The sequence below is a fragment of the Massilia eburnea genome (assembly GCF_050709955.1).
Classification (GTDB): domain Bacteria; phylum Pseudomonadota; class Gammaproteobacteria; order Burkholderiales; family Burkholderiaceae_D; genus Rugamonas; species Rugamonas eburnea_A.
In genome coordinates, this window is the sequence record NZ_JBNZFX010000036.1 from 110,425 (window position 1) to 126,347 (window position 15,923).

At 60.4% G+C, this 15,923-nt stretch carries 18 protein-coding genes and 1 pseudogene; 9 read left to right on the forward strand and 10 right to left on the reverse strand.

All coding sequences use genetic code 11. The features are described from left to right. The first annotated feature begins 233 nt into the window (after window positions 1–233). On the forward strand, window positions 234–1,712 hold the full coding sequence (locus tag ACQ4MM_RS22735) for an alpha/beta hydrolase family protein (RefSeq protein WP_431479493.1): 1,479 nt from the start codon (window positions 234–236) through the stop codon (window positions 1,710–1,712). On the opposite strand, the gene ACQ4MM_RS22740 is transcribed toward ACQ4MM_RS22735, so the two are convergent. Next, entirely contained in the window at window positions 1,672–3,015 is a 1,344-nt protein-coding gene (locus ACQ4MM_RS22740; protein WP_431479494.1) for a S41 family peptidase, read from the reverse strand. The genes ACQ4MM_RS22735 and ACQ4MM_RS22740 overlap by 41 nt on opposite strands. A 72-nt stretch (window positions 3,016–3,087) precedes the next feature. Between ACQ4MM_RS22740 and ACQ4MM_RS22745 the strand changes: the two genes are divergently transcribed. The 3 genes from ACQ4MM_RS22745 (at window position 3,088) to ACQ4MM_RS22755 (ending at window position 6,251) form a co-directional block, all read left to right on the forward strand. After that, window positions 3,088–4,005, forward strand: coding sequence for a LysR substrate-binding domain-containing protein (locus ACQ4MM_RS22745; protein ID WP_431479495.1), 918 nt, complete (start codon window positions 3,088–3,090; stop codon window positions 4,003–4,005). Window positions 4,006–4,175: 170 nt separating this feature from the next. Continuing rightward, window positions 4,176–5,549: an SGNH/GDSL hydrolase family protein gene (locus tag ACQ4MM_RS22750; protein ID WP_431479496.1), complete on the forward strand. Its 1,374-nt coding sequence runs from the start codon at window positions 4,176–4,178 to the stop codon at window positions 5,547–5,549. A gap of 21 nt (window positions 5,550–5,570) precedes the next feature. Next, window positions 5,571–6,251, forward strand: coding sequence for an OmpW/AlkL family protein (locus ACQ4MM_RS22755; RefSeq protein WP_431479497.1), 681 nt, complete (start codon window positions 5,571–5,573; stop codon window positions 6,249–6,251). Between the two features lie 365 nt (window positions 6,252–6,616). Here the strand turns inward: ACQ4MM_RS22755 and ACQ4MM_RS22760 are convergent, their stop codons facing one another. Next, the gene (locus tag ACQ4MM_RS22760) at window positions 6,617–7,087 is read right to left on the reverse strand and encodes a group II truncated hemoglobin (protein ID WP_431479498.1); all 471 of its coding nucleotides are present in this window, start codon (window positions 7,085–7,087) and stop codon (window positions 6,617–6,619) included. A gap of 95 nt (window positions 7,088–7,182) precedes the next feature. Here ACQ4MM_RS22760 and ACQ4MM_RS22765 point away from each other — a divergent pair, with 95 nt between their 5' ends. Genes ACQ4MM_RS22765 through ACQ4MM_RS22775 form a run of 3 tightly spaced genes read left to right on the forward strand, consistent with a single transcriptional unit; the run spans window position 7,183 to window position 9,613 of the window. Next, window positions 7,183–8,619 (forward strand): hypothetical protein, encoded by a 1,437-nt coding sequence (locus ACQ4MM_RS22765; RefSeq protein ID WP_431479499.1) that lies wholly within the window; start codon window positions 7,183–7,185, stop codon window positions 8,617–8,619. Continuing rightward, window positions 8,619–9,167, forward strand: coding sequence for a hypothetical protein (locus ACQ4MM_RS22770; protein ID WP_431479500.1), 549 nt, complete (start codon window positions 8,619–8,621; stop codon window positions 9,165–9,167). The genes ACQ4MM_RS22765 and ACQ4MM_RS22770 overlap by 1 nt, the downstream gene beginning before the upstream one ends. Before the next feature lie 11 nt (window positions 9,168–9,178). Beyond that, window positions 9,179–9,613, forward strand: a complete 435-nt coding sequence (locus tag ACQ4MM_RS22775; RefSeq protein ID WP_431479501.1) for a hypothetical protein — start codon at window positions 9,179–9,181, stop codon at window positions 9,611–9,613. Between the two features lie 65 nt (window positions 9,614–9,678). Here the strand turns inward: ACQ4MM_RS22775 and ACQ4MM_RS22780 are convergent, their stop codons facing one another. Further along, entirely contained in the window at window positions 9,679–10,857 is a 1,179-nt protein-coding gene (locus ACQ4MM_RS22780) for an acyl-CoA dehydrogenase (RefSeq protein WP_431479502.1), read from the reverse strand. Between the two features lie 37 nt (window positions 10,858–10,894). After that, a complete protein-coding gene (locus ACQ4MM_RS22785) occupies window positions 10,895–11,401 on the reverse strand; it encodes a flavin reductase family protein (protein ID WP_431479503.1) in 507 nt (168 codons plus the stop codon). 151 nt (window positions 11,402–11,552) lie between these two features. Between ACQ4MM_RS22785 and msrA the strand changes: the two genes are divergently transcribed. Beyond that, window positions 11,553–12,080: a peptide-methionine (S)-S-oxide reductase MsrA gene (msrA, locus tag ACQ4MM_RS22790; protein ID WP_431479504.1), complete on the forward strand. Its 528-nt coding sequence runs from the start codon at window positions 11,553–11,555 to the stop codon at window positions 12,078–12,080. A gap of 32 nt (window positions 12,081–12,112) precedes the next feature. Here the strand turns inward: msrA and ACQ4MM_RS22795 are convergent. The 6 genes and pseudogenes from ACQ4MM_RS22795 to ACQ4MM_RS22820 form a co-directional block, all read right to left on the reverse strand. Then, window positions 12,113–12,483, reverse strand: a pseudogene (locus tag ACQ4MM_RS22795) (cupin domain-containing protein). A gap of 39 nt (window positions 12,484–12,522) precedes the next feature. Beyond that, a complete protein-coding gene (locus ACQ4MM_RS22800) occupies window positions 12,523–12,927 on the reverse strand; it encodes a cupin domain-containing protein (RefSeq protein WP_431479505.1) in 405 nt (134 codons plus the stop codon). A gap of 26 nt (window positions 12,928–12,953) precedes the next feature. After that, window positions 12,954–13,400: a hypothetical protein gene (locus ACQ4MM_RS22805; RefSeq protein ID WP_431479506.1), complete on the reverse strand. Its 447-nt coding sequence runs from the start codon at window positions 13,398–13,400 to the stop codon at window positions 12,954–12,956. Further along, a complete protein-coding gene (locus ACQ4MM_RS22810; RefSeq protein WP_431479507.1) occupies window positions 13,397–13,828 on the reverse strand; it encodes an HD domain-containing protein in 432 nt (143 codons plus the stop codon). The genes ACQ4MM_RS22805 and ACQ4MM_RS22810 overlap by 4 nt, the downstream gene beginning before the upstream one ends. Before the next feature lie 11 nt (window positions 13,829–13,839). Further along, window positions 13,840–14,316 carry a hypothetical protein gene (locus tag ACQ4MM_RS22815; RefSeq protein WP_431479508.1) on the reverse strand — a complete coding sequence of 159 codons (477 nt, stop codon included), beginning with the start codon at window positions 14,314–14,316 and terminating at the stop codon, window positions 13,840–13,842. Between the two features lie 27 nt (window positions 14,317–14,343). Next, window positions 14,344–15,078 (reverse strand): NUDIX hydrolase, encoded by a 735-nt coding sequence (locus ACQ4MM_RS22820; protein ID WP_431479509.1) that lies wholly within the window; start codon window positions 15,076–15,078, stop codon window positions 14,344–14,346. A gap of 121 nt (window positions 15,079–15,199) precedes the next feature. Here ACQ4MM_RS22820 and ACQ4MM_RS22825 point away from each other — a divergent pair, with 121 nt between their 5' ends. After that, on the forward strand, window positions 15,200–15,748 hold the full coding sequence (locus ACQ4MM_RS22825) for a 2OG-Fe(II) oxygenase (RefSeq protein WP_431479510.1): 549 nt from the start codon (window positions 15,200–15,202) through the stop codon (window positions 15,746–15,748). Window positions 15,749–15,923 lie beyond the last annotated feature (175 nt).

Consider the following 15,923-nt stretch of genomic DNA (forward strand, 5'->3'; position numbering starts at 1 on the left):
TGCAGTGTTGTCTCTTGGCGACAATTACGACGTTGCGCTTTGGCGCCTGTGAAGGCGTCATGCAGGTGCATGGCGATCTGACGGTAGCCCGACGATTTGTGGCGCGGCCCGTTGAGCCGGAGGAGTATGCTTATGTCATGGATGCCGCGTACTCAGCTCAAGTGGCATTCCCCACGTGAGTACGGAGGCTGAAAATGTGCCGCATTCCGGTAGTTGCAGCTTGTGTTGCGACCATGCTGATCGCATCTCCGCTTTGTACTTTTGCCGCTGAATCGTCCGGCGCACGGTCCATGCTGTCAGTCCCCGAACGCGGCACGCTGCTGTCTGGCCCGACCCTGTCCCGCATCGAGACTGGCGTCTTCAGCACCTCCAAGCGCATCGAGCCCGAGATGCTGGCCGAAGTGCTGGAGAAGGCCGGCAGCGCGTTGGCCGAAGCGGCCGGCAGGCCGCGCTGCACCATCACCACTTACAGCCTGCGCTACAGCACCATCGGCGGCAGCGGCGAGCCTACCGACGCCAGCACCGCGCTGATCCTGCCGTCCGGGAAAGACCCCGCCTGCCAGGGGCCGCGGCCAGTGCTGCTGTACGCGCACGGCACCTCGACCGCAAAGGACCACAATATGGCCCGCCTGCGCGGCGAGGCCAAGCTGGTGGCTGCCTTGTTCACCGCGCAAGGCTATATCGTTGTCGCGCCCAACTATGCCGGCTACGAAGGCTCTTCGCTGGCGTACCACCCCTACCTGAACGCCGAGCAGCAGTCAGCCGACATGGTCGACGCCATGCGCGCCGCCCGCAGTGCGATGACGATGCTGAAGGTCAGGCCGGGGCCGCAGCTGTTCCTTGCGGGTTATTCGCAAGGCGGCCATGTGACGCTGGCCACGCAGCGCGCCATGCAGCAGGGCAGCGAGTTCAAGGTCACCGCCGCTGCCGGGCTGTCCGGCCCGTATGCCATGGCGCGTTTTTCCGACATGGTATTCAGCGGCCAGCCGAATGCCGGCATTACCATCTACCTGCCGCTGATTGCCACTTCCGCCCAGCGGGCCGGCGCCGCCATCTACAGCAAGCCGGAAGAACTGTACGAGCTGCAGTATGCCAGCGGCATCGAAACCCTGTTCCCCACCAAGATGACGCGCAAGGAGCTGCTCAAGCAAGGCAAGCTGCCCAAATCGGCACTGTTCGCGCTTGACTCGCAGCCGCAGGGTAGCGGCAGCACCATCTACTTCAGCAATCCGCACCTGGTGCGCACCAGTTACCGGGAAGCCTACCTGCAAGACCTGGCCCAGCATCCCTGCGACGACGGTGATTGCACGCCCGCCAACAACCTGCGCAAATGGATGCTGAAAAACGACTTGCGCAACTACACGCCGCGAAGCCCCTTGTTGCTGTGCGGCGGCAGCAAGGACCCTTCGGTGCCTTTCTTTAACGCGACGGCGGCGGCCGAATATTTCAGCCAGCATGGCGCGCCGCCCACGGTGGTCGACCTGGAAGAGCAGGGCGCCCAGGACGAATTCAGCACGGCCCGCCGTAGCTTCGCCTTGATCAGTATTGAGAGCATGAAGAAGGCGGAAGAGGAAGCGGCCAAGAGCGGCCGCAGTGCCGGCGAACTCCTGATGGAAAGCTATCACTCCCGTCTGGCCGGCGCCCCTTGCCTGCTGGCTGCCCGCAACTACTTCAATTCGCTGCTGCGGCAGGATGCTGTAGGAGCGCCTTGACCAGCGCGTTGCGATCGAATGGATCGTCGGCCAGCACGATATCCGGCTGTAGCAGCGCCGGTTCGCGCTTTCCAGAAGGGCGGTCGAGCACGAAGCGCGGCACCACCACTTCCAGTCCGGTGTTCGGCAGCACGTGCTGTTTCTGCGTGCCGCCGGTCTGGCGCACATAGGCATAGCCGCCGGCGCCAACCAGCCTGGCGAAGCCGTGGTCCTGCACCGTATTGCTGAACAGGATGGCGGACGAATAAGTCATGTCGCCCACCAGCACGAACACCTTGCCGCCGAAATGCAGCGGATGCGCAGGCTCGGGCTGCACCCAGCTGTCCACGTTGCCGGTGACGATGTCGCCAACTTTTTCGCCGGGGCCGGCACGACCCTCCAGCACCTTCTTCACATAGCTGGAACCGTTGCGATAGGGCTTGTCCGCAATATAGCGCAGGATGCCGGTCTTCCACATATCGTCATCGCCGCCGCCGTTTTCACGCACGTCGATCAACAGCGTCTGCGCGCCGGCATCGCGCAAGGTGGTGAAGGCGCGTTCGGTGAAATCGTAGAAGCGCTGCTTATCCGGCCAGGCGAACTGGTTGACGGTCAGTAGCCCGACGCCGCCCGGGAGCACGCGGAACTGGAACGTTTGTTCGAACGATTTTTCACCTGCCACCGAGACCGGCAGCGCCGATGCGGCGGGCACTTCCAGCGTCTTCCCGCCTGCCTGCAGTGTGAAGCGCTCGGTTGCGCCATAGTTCTTCCAGTAATACAGCCAGAAGCGCCGCTCCAGCAACTTGTTGCGGAAGGCCGGCGTATCGCCATGCACCAGCGCCCCCAGCTCGCGCAGGATGCGCACCGACGGCATACCGTTGATGCTGTCGATCTCACGGCCTGCCAGCGCGGTCGTGCCGCCGCCCAAGGCATTGACGATGTGTAAGCGTTGGCGGCCATTGATCATGACCTCGAATGGAAACAGTTTGCCGCCTGCCTGCAGGTGGGCCCGCGTTTCCGCCCGCCAGTCGGGGAAAATGACGCCAAGGTGGGCATCGTTGAAAACGGGATTCATGGCCGCCAGCACGCGCCATGCTTCGTCGCGTGTCAGGGGTTGGTCCAGTTTGCCTCGCGCCGCCAGGAAGGCTTGATCGTAGGCGGGCTGCCCTGAGCGCAGCGCCGGTTCGGGATGCGTGCTTTCGACGGCGTCGCGCACGAATTGCAGGTCCTGCTGCAATTGCGCAGGTGTGAAGCGGACTGGATCGGCGTGCAGGGGCGCGCAGCAAAGCACGCCAAGGGCAAGGAGAAGGATTGGAATTTTCATTGCCGGAATTCTAATAAATAGAATAAAGTCCGTGCTTAAGATTGCTTGATTACCTGATTAAGGCCAGCCTTAATGCTCTCCACCGACGACCTGCGCTTTTTCTGCGCCCTTGCCAGCCAGCCTTCGCTATCTTCCACGGCGCGCCTGCTGGATGTGACGCCATCCTCGGTGACCCAGCGCCTGCAAACTATCGAAGACAAGCTGCGCCTCAAACTGGCAGACCGGCTGGGGCGCGGCATTGCACTGACCGAACAGGGGCAACTGCTGGCCGAGCGTGCGCAAGCCATCCTGGCCGACGTGGAAGCCTTGCAGCGCGCCTTGCACGAACAGCGCGATGAGTTGGCGGGGCGCTTGCGTATGCTGGCGCCGATGGGGTTCGGCAGCGCGCATATAGCCCCGCTGGTGGCGCGCTTCCGGGCGCAGCATCCGGCGCTGGCCTTCGAGCTGGAATTGTCGGACCGGCCCAACCTTCGCCTGCATGAGGGCTGGGACATGGTGGTCCACATCGGGGCGATGCGGGACTCCAGCCTGCGGCAACAGGTGCTGGCGCGTAACCGGCGCTACCTATGCGCTGCGCCGTCTTACCTCGCACTGCATGGCAACCCCCGCGACCTGGGGGAACTGGCGACGCATGCCTGCCTCGCCCTGCGCGAAAACGACGAAGACGCTACGCGCTGGAAGCTGCTGCCGCCTGGCGCCAGCCAGTACCGGACCTTGCGCATCGAGCCGACGCTGGCCTGCAATGATGGCCGCGTCATCAAGCAATGGGCGCTGGATGGCCACGGCATCATGCTGCGCTCGGAATGGGATGTGGCGGCTGAATTGCGTAGCGGCGCGCTGTGCCGGGTGCTGCCCGACCATGCGCTGCCGGAAGCCGACATCGTCGCGCTGCTGCCGGCGAACGCCCAGCAACGCCCCCAGCGCACGCGGCGTTTTGTCGATTTCCTAAAGCAGGAATTTGCCCATCCGACATGGCTGGAAGAGGGGTGACTTGCAATGCTGATGCGTGGCTGCTACAGTCGCGGCCCTTGATTGGGCATGGCTGTTGTTTTTACAAATTTCTACTTGTAACAAACAAGACCAAGCTGGCATATTAATCCAGCAGCGAATAGCACGCACGTTCGCAAAGCCCATAAAAAATCATCCCCTCTGGAGACACAATGCGTCATTTCAAACTTGCCATGACGGTCATGGCAGCGGCAGTTATTGCCGGTTGCGGCGGCAACGATCCACGCCCAGGCGATCAATCGCCTAAACTCAAATATTCTTCCCAGGTTACCTTCGGCGACAGCCTGTCGGACGTCGGCACTTACAAGGTCGGCACCGTGGCCGCAATCGGCGGCGGTACCTTCACCATCAACGGCAACAACACCGCCACCAATCCGGCACTGACCGGCAAGAACTGGACCGAGCTGATGGCCGCGCAAGTCGGCTTGCCGGCACCATGCCCGGCCGTGACCGGCCTGGATGGCGATGCCTCCAAGGGCTTCAGCGTGCCGGTGCAAGCCAAGGCTGGCTGCTACGGCTATGCACAGGGCGGCGCCCGCGTGACCAATCCTGTCGGCCCTGGCAACAAGGCTACCGGCAGCCCGCTGGGTGCACTGACCGTGCCGCTGGTTACCCAGGTCAAGAACCACCTGGCAACCGTGGGCGGCAAGTTCAAAGGCGATGAAATCGTCTACGTCATGGGCGGCAACAACGACGTCCTGATCAGCCTCGAACAACTGTCGGCTGGCGCCACCGCCGCTGGCACCGCAACCGGCAGCACCGCATTCGCTACCAGCCTCGCGACCCAACTCGCAGCCGGCGCTACCAACCCGGCGACTGCCGTGCAATCGATCGCCCTGGCCATTGCCACCGAAGCCGCACGCGCAGGTAGCACCAGCACCTCCATCGTGGTTGCCGCCGCGAAGGCGGCTGAGTTGGCTGGCAATACCGCGGCTGCTTCGCCAGCCGTGTATGGACCGATGGGCGCCAAGGCGCAGGCTGATGCCGCCACTGCAGGCGCCAAGGCAGGCGCCGACTACGCCGCCGCGCAAGCGCCGTTACTGGTGCAGGCTATCGCCAAGGCAGGTTCGGAACTGGTGGCACTGGTCAAGACCCAGGTCGTGGCCAACGGCGCCAACTTCGTGGTCGTGAACAATATGCCGGACATCGCCAACACCCCGTCCGGACTGGCGCAGTCGGCCAGCACGCGCGCGCTGATCGACAGCATGGTCAAAGCCTTCAACGACACCTTGGCGGCCGGCCTGACGGGCGATGCCAAGATCCTGCTGGTGGATACGTTCAGCGTCAGCCACGACCAGGCCACCAATCCGGCGCCATACGGCCTGACCAACGTCACCGATACCGCTTGCGACCTGACGCCTGCCAAGAACCCTCTGGGCAACTCGCTGGGCTGCAGCGCGAGCAACCTGAAGGCCGGCGACGTGAGCCACTACTCCTACGCCGACACCGTGCACCCGACGCCGTTCCTGCACCTGCTGCTGGCACGCTATGTTTCGGAAAAAATGGTAGCCAAGGGCTGGCTGTAATCAAAGGATAATGGAGACACAATGACACAACGTATCAACACCGCTGTAAAGCTGCTGGCCGTGGTGGCCGCGCTGGGTGCAGCATCGGGCGCATCGGCGCAATCCAAGGGTGAGTGGCTGGGCAAGGTCGGCGTCAACCGCATTGCACCGGACGTGACTTCCGGCGACGTGAGCGCGCCTTCCAAACCGGGCATCAAGGCCGATGTCGGTTCCGACACCAAGCCGATATTCAGCCTCGGCTACATGATCACCGATCACGTGAGCACTGAGCTGATGCTGGGCGTGCCGTACAAGCACACCCTGTACGGTGCCGGTTCGATTGAAGGTACCGGCAAGCTGGGTACCGCGGAAGCGTTGCCGCCGACCCTCTTCCTGCAGTACCGCATGTTCGAGCCGACTGCAACCGTGCGTCCTTATGTTGGCCTTGGCTACACCTACGCCTACTTCCAGAAGGAAACCGGCTCGGCGCAACTGACCGCCGTGCTGAACACCGGCGGCGAGCCGGCCACCTATTCCCTGGATTCCAAGCATGCCGGCAGCATCGTAATCGGCGCTACTGCCAAGCTCGGCGATCGTTATTACGCGGACGTGAACGTGGTCAAGACCAAGCTCAAAACTACCGCCCACTTCTCGACCGGCCAGACGCTGGACATCAAGCTGGACCCGCTGGCAGTCAGCCTGTCGGTCGGCTACCGTTTCTAAGCCGAGTCCCAGCCAGGAAAGCCGCCGCAAGGCGGCTTTTTTTTGGGGGCGTTCTTCACGAATTACCGGAAAACACAGGGCTAGCCATTAGCTGAAATGTAGGCGGGTCAGACCCTTGGGTCTGACCCTGGGTTACCGGGTCTAGCTTTCCAAGTCTGGTAAAAGTTGCACTCGCTGGCAGGACCGTGGAGGCTCAAAGGTTGGACCTATGCTTCATTTGTCACCATCGAAGCAGACCCGATCCTCGACGGTCGCAGGGTGTCGGATCCTCTTCCTGCAAATCCGTGATGAACCTTTTTTTCGTCCCGGCGGCGAGCGGAGATGTAATTTTTGCACTATTATCGACCCGCGTTGCGACTGCCCTGCTAAGGGGTGTACGGCCCCTTGACCTCGCCCCAGCCCCATTTCGGCATTGGCTGGTCGGCATCGACCGTCGCGCCGGGCTGGGAGTTGATGACGGCCAGCCGCGAGCCCCATTCCAGGTAGCCCACCAGTGCCGAACGGAATTCGGGATCGTCCGGCATCGCCAGTTCGTCGGCGGTTTCCAGCAGCAGCGCCATCCAGCGGCGGCGCTGTTCCTGCGACAGGTGGCGGTTCAGGTGCTGGTGGATCATGTGGGCGTGGCCGCCATGTGCTTCGGAATAGGCGGTTGGCCCACCGAGTACTTCGCCCAGGAAGGCCGCGACGTGTGCAGGGTGATGGTCGCCCATATGGGCAAAGACTTGGCCGAGCAGGGCATCGGCCTTTACGTGCTGGTAGAAGCGGGTGGTCAAGCGGTTCAGAGCATCGATACCGCCAACCCATTCGTACAAAGTTGGAACGTGATCTTGGGGCATGCTGTAAGTCCTTTTGAGGAGGAGATAACTTGCAATTTCGAACGATATATTTGGCCGCGCTGCTGCCGGCATTTTTCAGCCTCACCGGTTGTGCAGTGTATAGCGAAACGCGGCACAAGCAGGGCGAGGCTGCCAAGGAAGCCTGGAAGTCGGTCGAAATCGCCGGCCAGCTTGGCGTAGCGCGCAAGGGCGAGGCGGCGTTGCTGGTTGAGCAGCTCAAGACTGAAGAGGCGCTGCAGAAAGCCAGGCGCGACGCGCTGATTCGATCGATGGTGTTTGAAGGCACCGTTGCGTCGCAATTGAAGGAACCGATCGAGAAGCAGTTGCTGGCGCTGGCCGGCTCGCCGCAAATTGCTGTCGCCTGGGCCGCTGCCCTCAAGAAGGAAGAAAGGGCAAAGAGCAACCTGCATGATGCGGAAATCGAGTTCACGCGCGCCGGTGTCGAGATGCCCGCTTGCGGTGTCCTGTTGCAGCAGTCGTTCGACGATTGGGCGCAGGTCCACGCCGGTGCACCGGCATACCTGCGGGCAGCCTGGATGAGCGCCGTTGACGAATGCTCGGGCACCGGCCTGACGGCCGGCTCCAGTTTCGAATTCAAGGGCGGTGCACTGGCGATTACCCAGAAGGCTGTAGCCGAGGCCCGTGCGGCAATCGGCGGCGCCAAGGCGGCCAGCCTTGCGGCGCGCAATCAGGTTGCCAAGCTGTCGAAGGAATACAGCGGCGAACTGGAAAAGCTCTCCACCGATCCGACGCGGGCGCAGGACAAGTTGAAATCCATCGCCAAGGAGCTTGGCGAGGCCTTGGCAAAAATCGAGAAGCTGCCGGACCCGGTTTCGCGCCAGTTTGTCTCCGAGCAGAGGGTGAAGGCGCTTGATGCGGCTTTGGCTTCGCTGGCGGGGAATGCCGATAGCAAGGGCGAAAGCAGCGCCACCGGTGCGGCGCTGGCCAGCCTGGCCGAATGGTTTGACCAGTCGCACGTGGCGCTGGTCGATGCGAAGAAGCCGCGCCTGGCTGCTGCGCTTCTGCTGCGCAACCTGGAGCAGGCAAAAGCGGATGCTGCTGCCAAGGACGCCCAATTGCAGGCGATGGAGCTGCAACTGCTGGAAACCAAAATGAACTGGCAGCTCGAGCAGCTTCGCTCGCTGAGCTATGGCCATCAAGCCTTGCAGGCGGTGAGTGCGGACATGGCTGCGATGCAGCTGCGGGCGGCCTTGGCGCCGGTCGAAACCGCGAAAGCCACCTCCGGCAAGGCCTTTGAAGACAAGACCAAAGTCTGGAAGAGCGCAGCCTCCTACCTGGATGCCAATGGGCGCCTGGCTGCGGAAGTGAATAAGACCGATATCCAGCGCAATGCGCTCGACCACGAACGCGCCATCGCCTATGCTGAGGGCAATATCGCACAGTGGAACGTGCTGATCTCGTCGACCATCAACCAGCTCGCGGAATATGGCGATGCCGGCGTGCGCAAGGAAGACATCACAGGCCTGGTGAACTCGATTGCACTGCTGTTCATTGCGAAGGGAGTTCAATAATGCGTATCGTCCTGATGCTTGCCGCCCTGGCGCTGTCCGGATGCTCTACTCCAAAGCCCGCGATGGAGCAAGCGAACCATGGGGTTGGCATGATCGCCCAACTGGAGTCTTCACTAACGGAATTCCGGCGCGTGGAGCGTAATTCCATGAAGGCGCGCGCCGACTCCCTGCTCGCCCAGCGCAAGGCCATCGCCTTTGTCGACCGCGAGAAACAGCGCGATTTGCAGGCCCGCGTGGCAGCGGGAGACAAACTGTCCGTCACCCTGATTGATAACCTGGTCGCCAATACCGAAGGACTGGCATTGAGCCAGGCTGAGTACTCGGATAGCAATGCCCGGAATGAAGCAGCGGTGGCGGCCCTGCTGGCGCCGATTCCGGATACCCGCAGTGGCACCTCCACCGCGCAGGCAAGGCTGGCGGAGATGGGCGAAGAACTCGGCTGGGATATCCGGCGCAGCGAACTGCAGGCTTTCATCAAGGCTGTGAAAGACAGCGTCGAAGACGGCAAAAAGAAAATCGAAGAAGCTGAAAAGAAGGCTAATGACTAATGGAGGCAAAGATGGCGTCACTGACCGAACAATACATGCTGGACTACTTCGATTCCCTGCGGCGTCTTAAGGCGAAGCAGAATGAATTCGAAGACGCTGCTTCCGACCCCGGTAGCACCGACGGCGCGCGTGCCGCAGCCGCTGCCGCTTACCTCGATATGGCCAATATGATTGCGCGCTTCCGTGAAGCGCACGAAGCATTCATGCACCGTTTCGGCCCGGTGTCGACTGAATCGCCTACGCAGAAGATTGTGGATGAATCGAGCCGCCTGCATAAATCGCTCGGCGAAATCATCGCCAGGGAGAATGCGCAGGTAGCGCTGATGCACGCGCTGGCGGACTTTGTGGATCGCTGGCAGAAGCTCTCGACCGACAACAAGAAGGGCGCCGCGAAAGCAAAGACCACCGCAGCGGCCAATCTCAACTTCCTGACGCAGCCGGTGTAGCCGCCAGTCAGCAGCAGTAGCAGCGCGGGTCTGACCCTTGGGCCAGACCCTGGTTTACCGGTTTTTTATTGGAAGGCTTGGATGCCGGTCATCGCGCGGCCAAGGATCAGGGCGTGGATGTCGTGCGTGCCTTCGTAGGTGTTAACCACTTCCAGGTTCACCATGTGGCGGATGATACCGAATTCATCGGAGATGCCATTACCGCCCAGCATATCGCGCGCCACGCGGGCGATGTCCAGCGACTTGCCGCATGAGTTGCGCTTCATGATGGAGGTGATTTCGACGGCGGCAGTGCCTTCGTCCTTCATGCGGCCCAGGCGCAGGCAGCCTTGCAGGCCGAGCGTGATCTCGGTCTGCATGTCGGCCAGCTTTTTCTGCACCAGCTGGTTCGCTGCCAGTGGACGGCCGAACTGCTGGCGGTCCAGGGTGTACTGGCGGGCGGTGTGCCAGCAGTCTTCCGCTGCACCCAGCGCGCCCCAGGCGATGCCGTAGCGGGCCGAATTCAGGCAGGTGAACGGGCCCTTCAGGCCGCGTACATCCGGGAAGGCGTTTTCTTCAGGGCAGAACACTTCGTCCATCACGATTTCGCCGGTGATCGAAGCGCGCAGGCCGAACTTGCCGTGGATCGCCGGAGCGGACAGGCCTTTCATGCCTTTTTCCAGCACGAAGCCGCGGATCGCGCCTTCATCGTCCTTGGCCCAGACCACGAATACGTCGGCCACTGGCGAGTTGGTGATCCACATCTTGGAGCCGGTCAGGGAGTAACCGCCTGGTACTTTCTTGGCGCGGGTGATCATCGAGCCTGGGTCGGAACCGTGATTTGGCTCGGTCAGGCCGAAGCAGCCGATCCACTCGCCGGTGGCCAGCTTTGGCAGGTACTTCTGTTTCTGTGCTTCGGTACCGAATTCATAGATCGGCACCATCACCAGGGACGACTGCACCGACATCATCGAGCGGTAGCCGGAGTCGACACGTTCCACTTCGCGCGCGATCAGGCCGTATGCCACGTAGTTCAGGCCAGGACCGCCGTATTGTTCCGGGATGGTCGGGCCCAGCAGGCCCAGTTCGCCCATTTCGCGGAAGATGGACGTGTCCATCTGTTCGTGGCGGAAGGCTTCCAGGATGCGCGGTTGCAGCTTGTCCTGGCAGTAAGCCGCGGCGGCATCGCGCACCATGCGCTCGTCGTCGGTAAGCTGGTCGTTCAGCAGCAGGGGATCGTCCCAGTGGAATGCGGCTTTGCTCATGTTGCTTCCTGTCTCTCTTTGTTTATAAAAAAATCAATCATTTCAACAGGTCCCGGAACTTCCCGCCGTGGAAAACCAGCGGCTCGTTCCCCGCAAATTCGCAATGCTCTACCTCGCCCACAAAAATCACGTGGTCGCCCTCCGGGTAGCGGCTACGGTTGTGGCATTCAAACCACGCCGTGCAACCCTTCAGGATCGGCTGGCCGGTGCGCGACAGCTCGTATTCGGCGGTGTCCCACGGATCTTCCATGCGGGTCGAAAACAGCTTGGCCAAATGGGCCTGGTCGGCGCTCAGCACATTGATCACATAGTGCGAATTACCGCTGAAAATGGGCAGGCTGTTAGCGCCGGTGCCCAAGCTCCACAGCACCAATGGCGGGTCGAGCGAGACGGAATTGAAGGAGCTGGCCGTCAAGCCACGGAAACTGCCATCAGCGAGCCGCGTGGTAATCACGGTCACACCGGTGGCAAATTGCGACAGTGCCTGGCGAAAATGCACACTGTCGAATTCGCGCTCGGTGGCGCGTGGGGAGCTGGTATTCATGCGGGACCTGTTTGTTTCAAAGAGATTATGCCAAAGAACGATAGTCTAACCTTTGGCGAAAGCGACGGGGATTTTAGCTAAGGCGGCACTTTTTGAGCAGTGCGCGCCGATTTGCGCTACAGTAATACTTCCGGTACGTGAGGAGGGCGATATGGCTGAAGTAGCAATCCTGGGCGGTGGATGCTTCTGGTGCACCGAGGCGGTGTACCTGGAGGCGAAAGGTGTCACCAAGGTCGAATCCGGCTACATGGGCGGCGCGCAGCCGAATCCCACGTATGAACAAGTGTGTACCGGCGAAACCGGCCATGCCGAGGTGGTGCGGCTGGAATTTGACCCGTCCCAAATCAGCTACCGCGACCTGCTGGTCATTTTCTTCACGATCCACGATCCGACTACCCTGAACCGCCAGGGTAATGATGTCGGCACCCAGTATCGCTCGGTGATCTTCTTCCAGGACGGCGAGCAGGAAGCCACTGCGCGGCAGGTGGTCGCCGAAATGGCGCACGTCTGGGATGCTCCTATCGTCACCGAACTTTCGCCGGCAGCACCGTTCTACAAGGCCGAGGACTATCACCAGAACTACTTCGCCCAGCACCCGCTGCAAGGCTATTGCGCCTTCGTGGTGGCGCCCAAGGTGTCCAAGTTCCGCAAGATGTACGCTGAAAAGCTCAAGACCTAGACCTTCCGGTGGGGTTCTGTCGGGACGAAGTTTTACACCGGTCGTAATTGGTCTGCGAGGCTGCGCGTTTTTTCAGTCACCTCGGTGCCGGTATGCAGGGTGGATTTACGTTCGATCAGCATGATGTGGCACTCTTGCTCCGCGACGGGGTTGTGCCTTACGCCTTTGGGTACGACAAACGTTTCGCCTTCATGGAGTACGACCGTCCTGTCTTCATTTCGATCGCCAACGAGCCTTTGAGAATATAAAAAAGTTCGTCTTCATTTTCGTGGCTGTGCCAGGTGAGCGAGCCAAGGACCTTGGCAACCTTGACGAAGGAGTCGTCAAGTTCCGCCACTACGCGAGGCGACCAGTATTCGGCCAGGCTGGCGGCAATCCGATTCGGCGAAACGACATCATTCATGTTTAATACCTCGAAAATTCACATGGCCTTTCTTGCACATTATGCCCTTGGGCGATGCTCGGTGCCTTCGCCCGGTGTGATGAAAAGCGCTTTGGCGTGCTGCGATACGTTAGCGGTGTGCCAAGTGCCGCGTGGCACGAGCAGGAATTGGCCCGGCTGGTCCAGCGTGACCTTTCGTTCCCCGTCGCTCATCTCCAGCACAAATTCAAGCGAGCCTGAGATCAGCGCGACGACTTCTTCGCCGGCAGGGTGCTGCTCCCAGCTAGTCCAGTCTTCGCTGAAGTCGTAAGTCGACACCAGCCGGCCGGGGCCAAGATGGGCGAATCCGCCCGAAGTCAGCTCTTGCCAGAACGATTCGTTGACCTCGAGCGGGACCGAGGTCCCGTCCGGGCCAAGATGAAGGAAAGTATCGACGGCTTTGAATGGTCCAACAGGTGTCGCCATGGCAGGTACCCCTTCAACGAAACGGTTCACATCCCGGAAATTGGACCGCAATACAGAACGGTCCTGCAAACAGCAAGCTGCGCGGCGCCAAAACCAACGCAACATCCTGTGAAGGTCATTGCGAAAGCAGTGGCCGGCGCGAGACCGCGGCGACGCGCATAGAAAGCGGCAATGACTGCCGCCACCGCAAGACCCGGTAACGAGAACAAGTGGCCGAGTCCAAGCAAGCCTTCCGGCCGTACCAATGACGCTTGCCATGCCCAGTAGCCGAGGAAAGTTGCAGTCAATGCAGTCGCTGCGCCCAGCGTAGATAACGGCGGCGCTTTAGTAAGCTGGATCAGGCCGACAAGTCCACCCCAGGCTAGCAGGTAATACCAGGGTCCCAGATAGGCGGGATCGCCAAAGATTAACACTGCTGCCAGCAACGCAGCGCCAAGGCCGAAGGCCAGGGTGATGTCAAGAGTGCGGGTCAATTTGGATCCGATGCGAGTAGGAGTGCGCGAACCTGCTTATATTCCTCGAGCCGCGCCAAATCCTTCTCCGTTGGATTGGCGATGCGGCTAAAGTCCATGTTTTCAGCATTGTCAGCGAGCTTGACGGCGCGCGCAATCGGATTCGATGCAGCGCGTGCCGCGGCCTGCAATCGTGTTTCACCGGGGCGCTTGGTGAGCGCCTCGATAGCCGCGACTACTTCGGCCGGAAAGCCGGAGTCGGTCAACTGCTGCAATGTAACCGGCGTGTCTTCAACGACGTCATGCAGTACTGCGGCCATGCGTTCGAAATCACTCGATACATGAAGCATCACACGAATCGGGTGAAGAATGTATGGCTGCCCAGCCTTGTCGACTTGCCCTGCATGCGCGGCAGCAGCAATCTCGATGGCTCGTTCGAGTGTGGACATTCTGACTCCTGTCATGTGGCTCTGGTCATTGCAATTTGCTCGATGATGCTCCTTGCCATTGCGGTATGTGCATCAAGAGAAATTGGGATGGTACGGCGAGCACGACGTCGCTTCGAATTGATTTGCCATCCAATCGACCTTGGAATCATTCTGAACAAACCCGCAGTCTCAGGCTCTCCGTTAATGTAAAACGCAAACTCACAGCAGTTTTCGGCGTCGTCAACGACTGAAACCCATTCCTGCAGCTGCTTGGCAAGCTCGATTAGCGCAATGTCCGGTATGCGAACCAAACGCTCGCCATTCGCCGTCAGAGTGAGCGTGCCGCGCTTTTGGCCGTTAATTTTTCTTACCTGGGATACTTCCGCTTGAATCGAGGCGGCGTTGACGTCCTTATACCGTTGCGCCAGCCAGCGACGTCGTAGAATGCAGGCAGCTAAACAGGTGGCAGATGCACACAGGCCGGCAAGGATTATTTTCAATGCATCCACAGTAAAAGTCTCGCAGCGATGATGAGCCTACGGTCCCATCACGCGGTTGAAGTACACAGTCGGTTGGCCTGCGCGCAGCCGATACAGCTGTGCGGGGCGGTTGCTGCCGTGCCGTTGCTTGCCTGGAATCTCTTCGAGGAAGTCGCCTTCCTTGATCCGTTTTCGGAATGCGCTCTTTTCCACCGGGCGCCCAAGAATGGTTTCATACACGCGCTGCAGGTCCGACAGCGTGAATTCGGCTGCCAGCAAATGCACGGGAATCGAGGTGTATTCAACCTTGTTACGCAAGCGCTGCAAGGCCACGTCGAGAATGCCGGCATGGTCGAAGGCCAGTGCATCCACCGCCGTCAAGTCTTCCACCGGATGCCAGCTAGCTGCGTCACTGCCGGACCCATGGCGCAACTCCACGCCGTCCGATCCGATCAAGGCGAAGTAGGCGAAGGTCGCCGACCACCCGCGCGGGTCGCGCGTGGCACTGCCGAAGCCTTGCAGTTGTTCGAGATAGGGCGCCTCAACGCCTGTCTTTTCGCGCAGCTTGCGTAGCGCTGTCGCATCAAGATCTCTGTCGCGATGAATGTCGATGAAGCCGCCCGGCAGCGCCCACAATCCCTTATGCGGATGCTCGCCGCGCTTCACCAGCAGCACGTGCAATGCCTGTTCGCGGATCGTGAAAATGACGAGATCGACGCTGGTGAGTGGAACGTCAAAGTCGTGAATATTGTACTTCCGCAGAAATTCCTGCTCTGTCTCGCTGCCGCTCATGGATGTCCTCGTTCGTTGAGCAGCCATTTTACCTGCCTTAGTGAGGAATAAACATAACTTAGTTAAAACTATAACTAAGTTAGTGTAACATATTCACTAAGATGAAAACAAAGGCGGCATTATGCAAGCGGAACAACTTGGCCTCGGCATCTTCACAGTAAATCAATTCCTCAACGAAGCCGAATGCCGGCACTACATCGAAATGGGCGAGCAGATGGGTTACCAGCCATCCGAAGTGAACCTGCGTACAGGTTCGGTGCGGCGCGAAGACATTCGCAACAACGACCGGGTGATCTTTGACGATCCGTGCCTGGCCGAGTTGCTGTACACGCGCGCTGCGCCGTTACTGCCTGCGACCATTGGCGAATGGCGGCTGCACGGCCTGAACGAGCGCTTTCGCTTCTACCGCTACGGCCAAGGCGAGTACTTCAAATGGCACAAGGACGGCTCGTTCGAGAAGTCGCCCGACGAGGTAAGCATGCTCACGTTCCTGATCTACCTGAATGCGGGTTTCGAAGGTGGCGACACCCAATTCCGGTGGGAGACCGTGCGGCCGCACGAAGGAATGCTACTGGTCTTCCCTCACAACCAGTCGCACCAGGGAGCGGAAATCGGCGCGGGCACCAAATACGTGTTGAGATCGGACGTTATGTACGAAAGGCGAGGCTAAGTATTGCGAAGGAAGTGGTACTGCACTCGCCTTGCTAGTCGTACCGCGCAATTTCAAAGATGTAGCGTGGCAGCTCCTTTGTGCAGCCGACCTTGCACTCGTATATGGCCTCCAGCGTGCCATCGCCGCGTGCCGAACCATCGCCCAACTTTTCTTCTTTAGCGATCCTGCGATA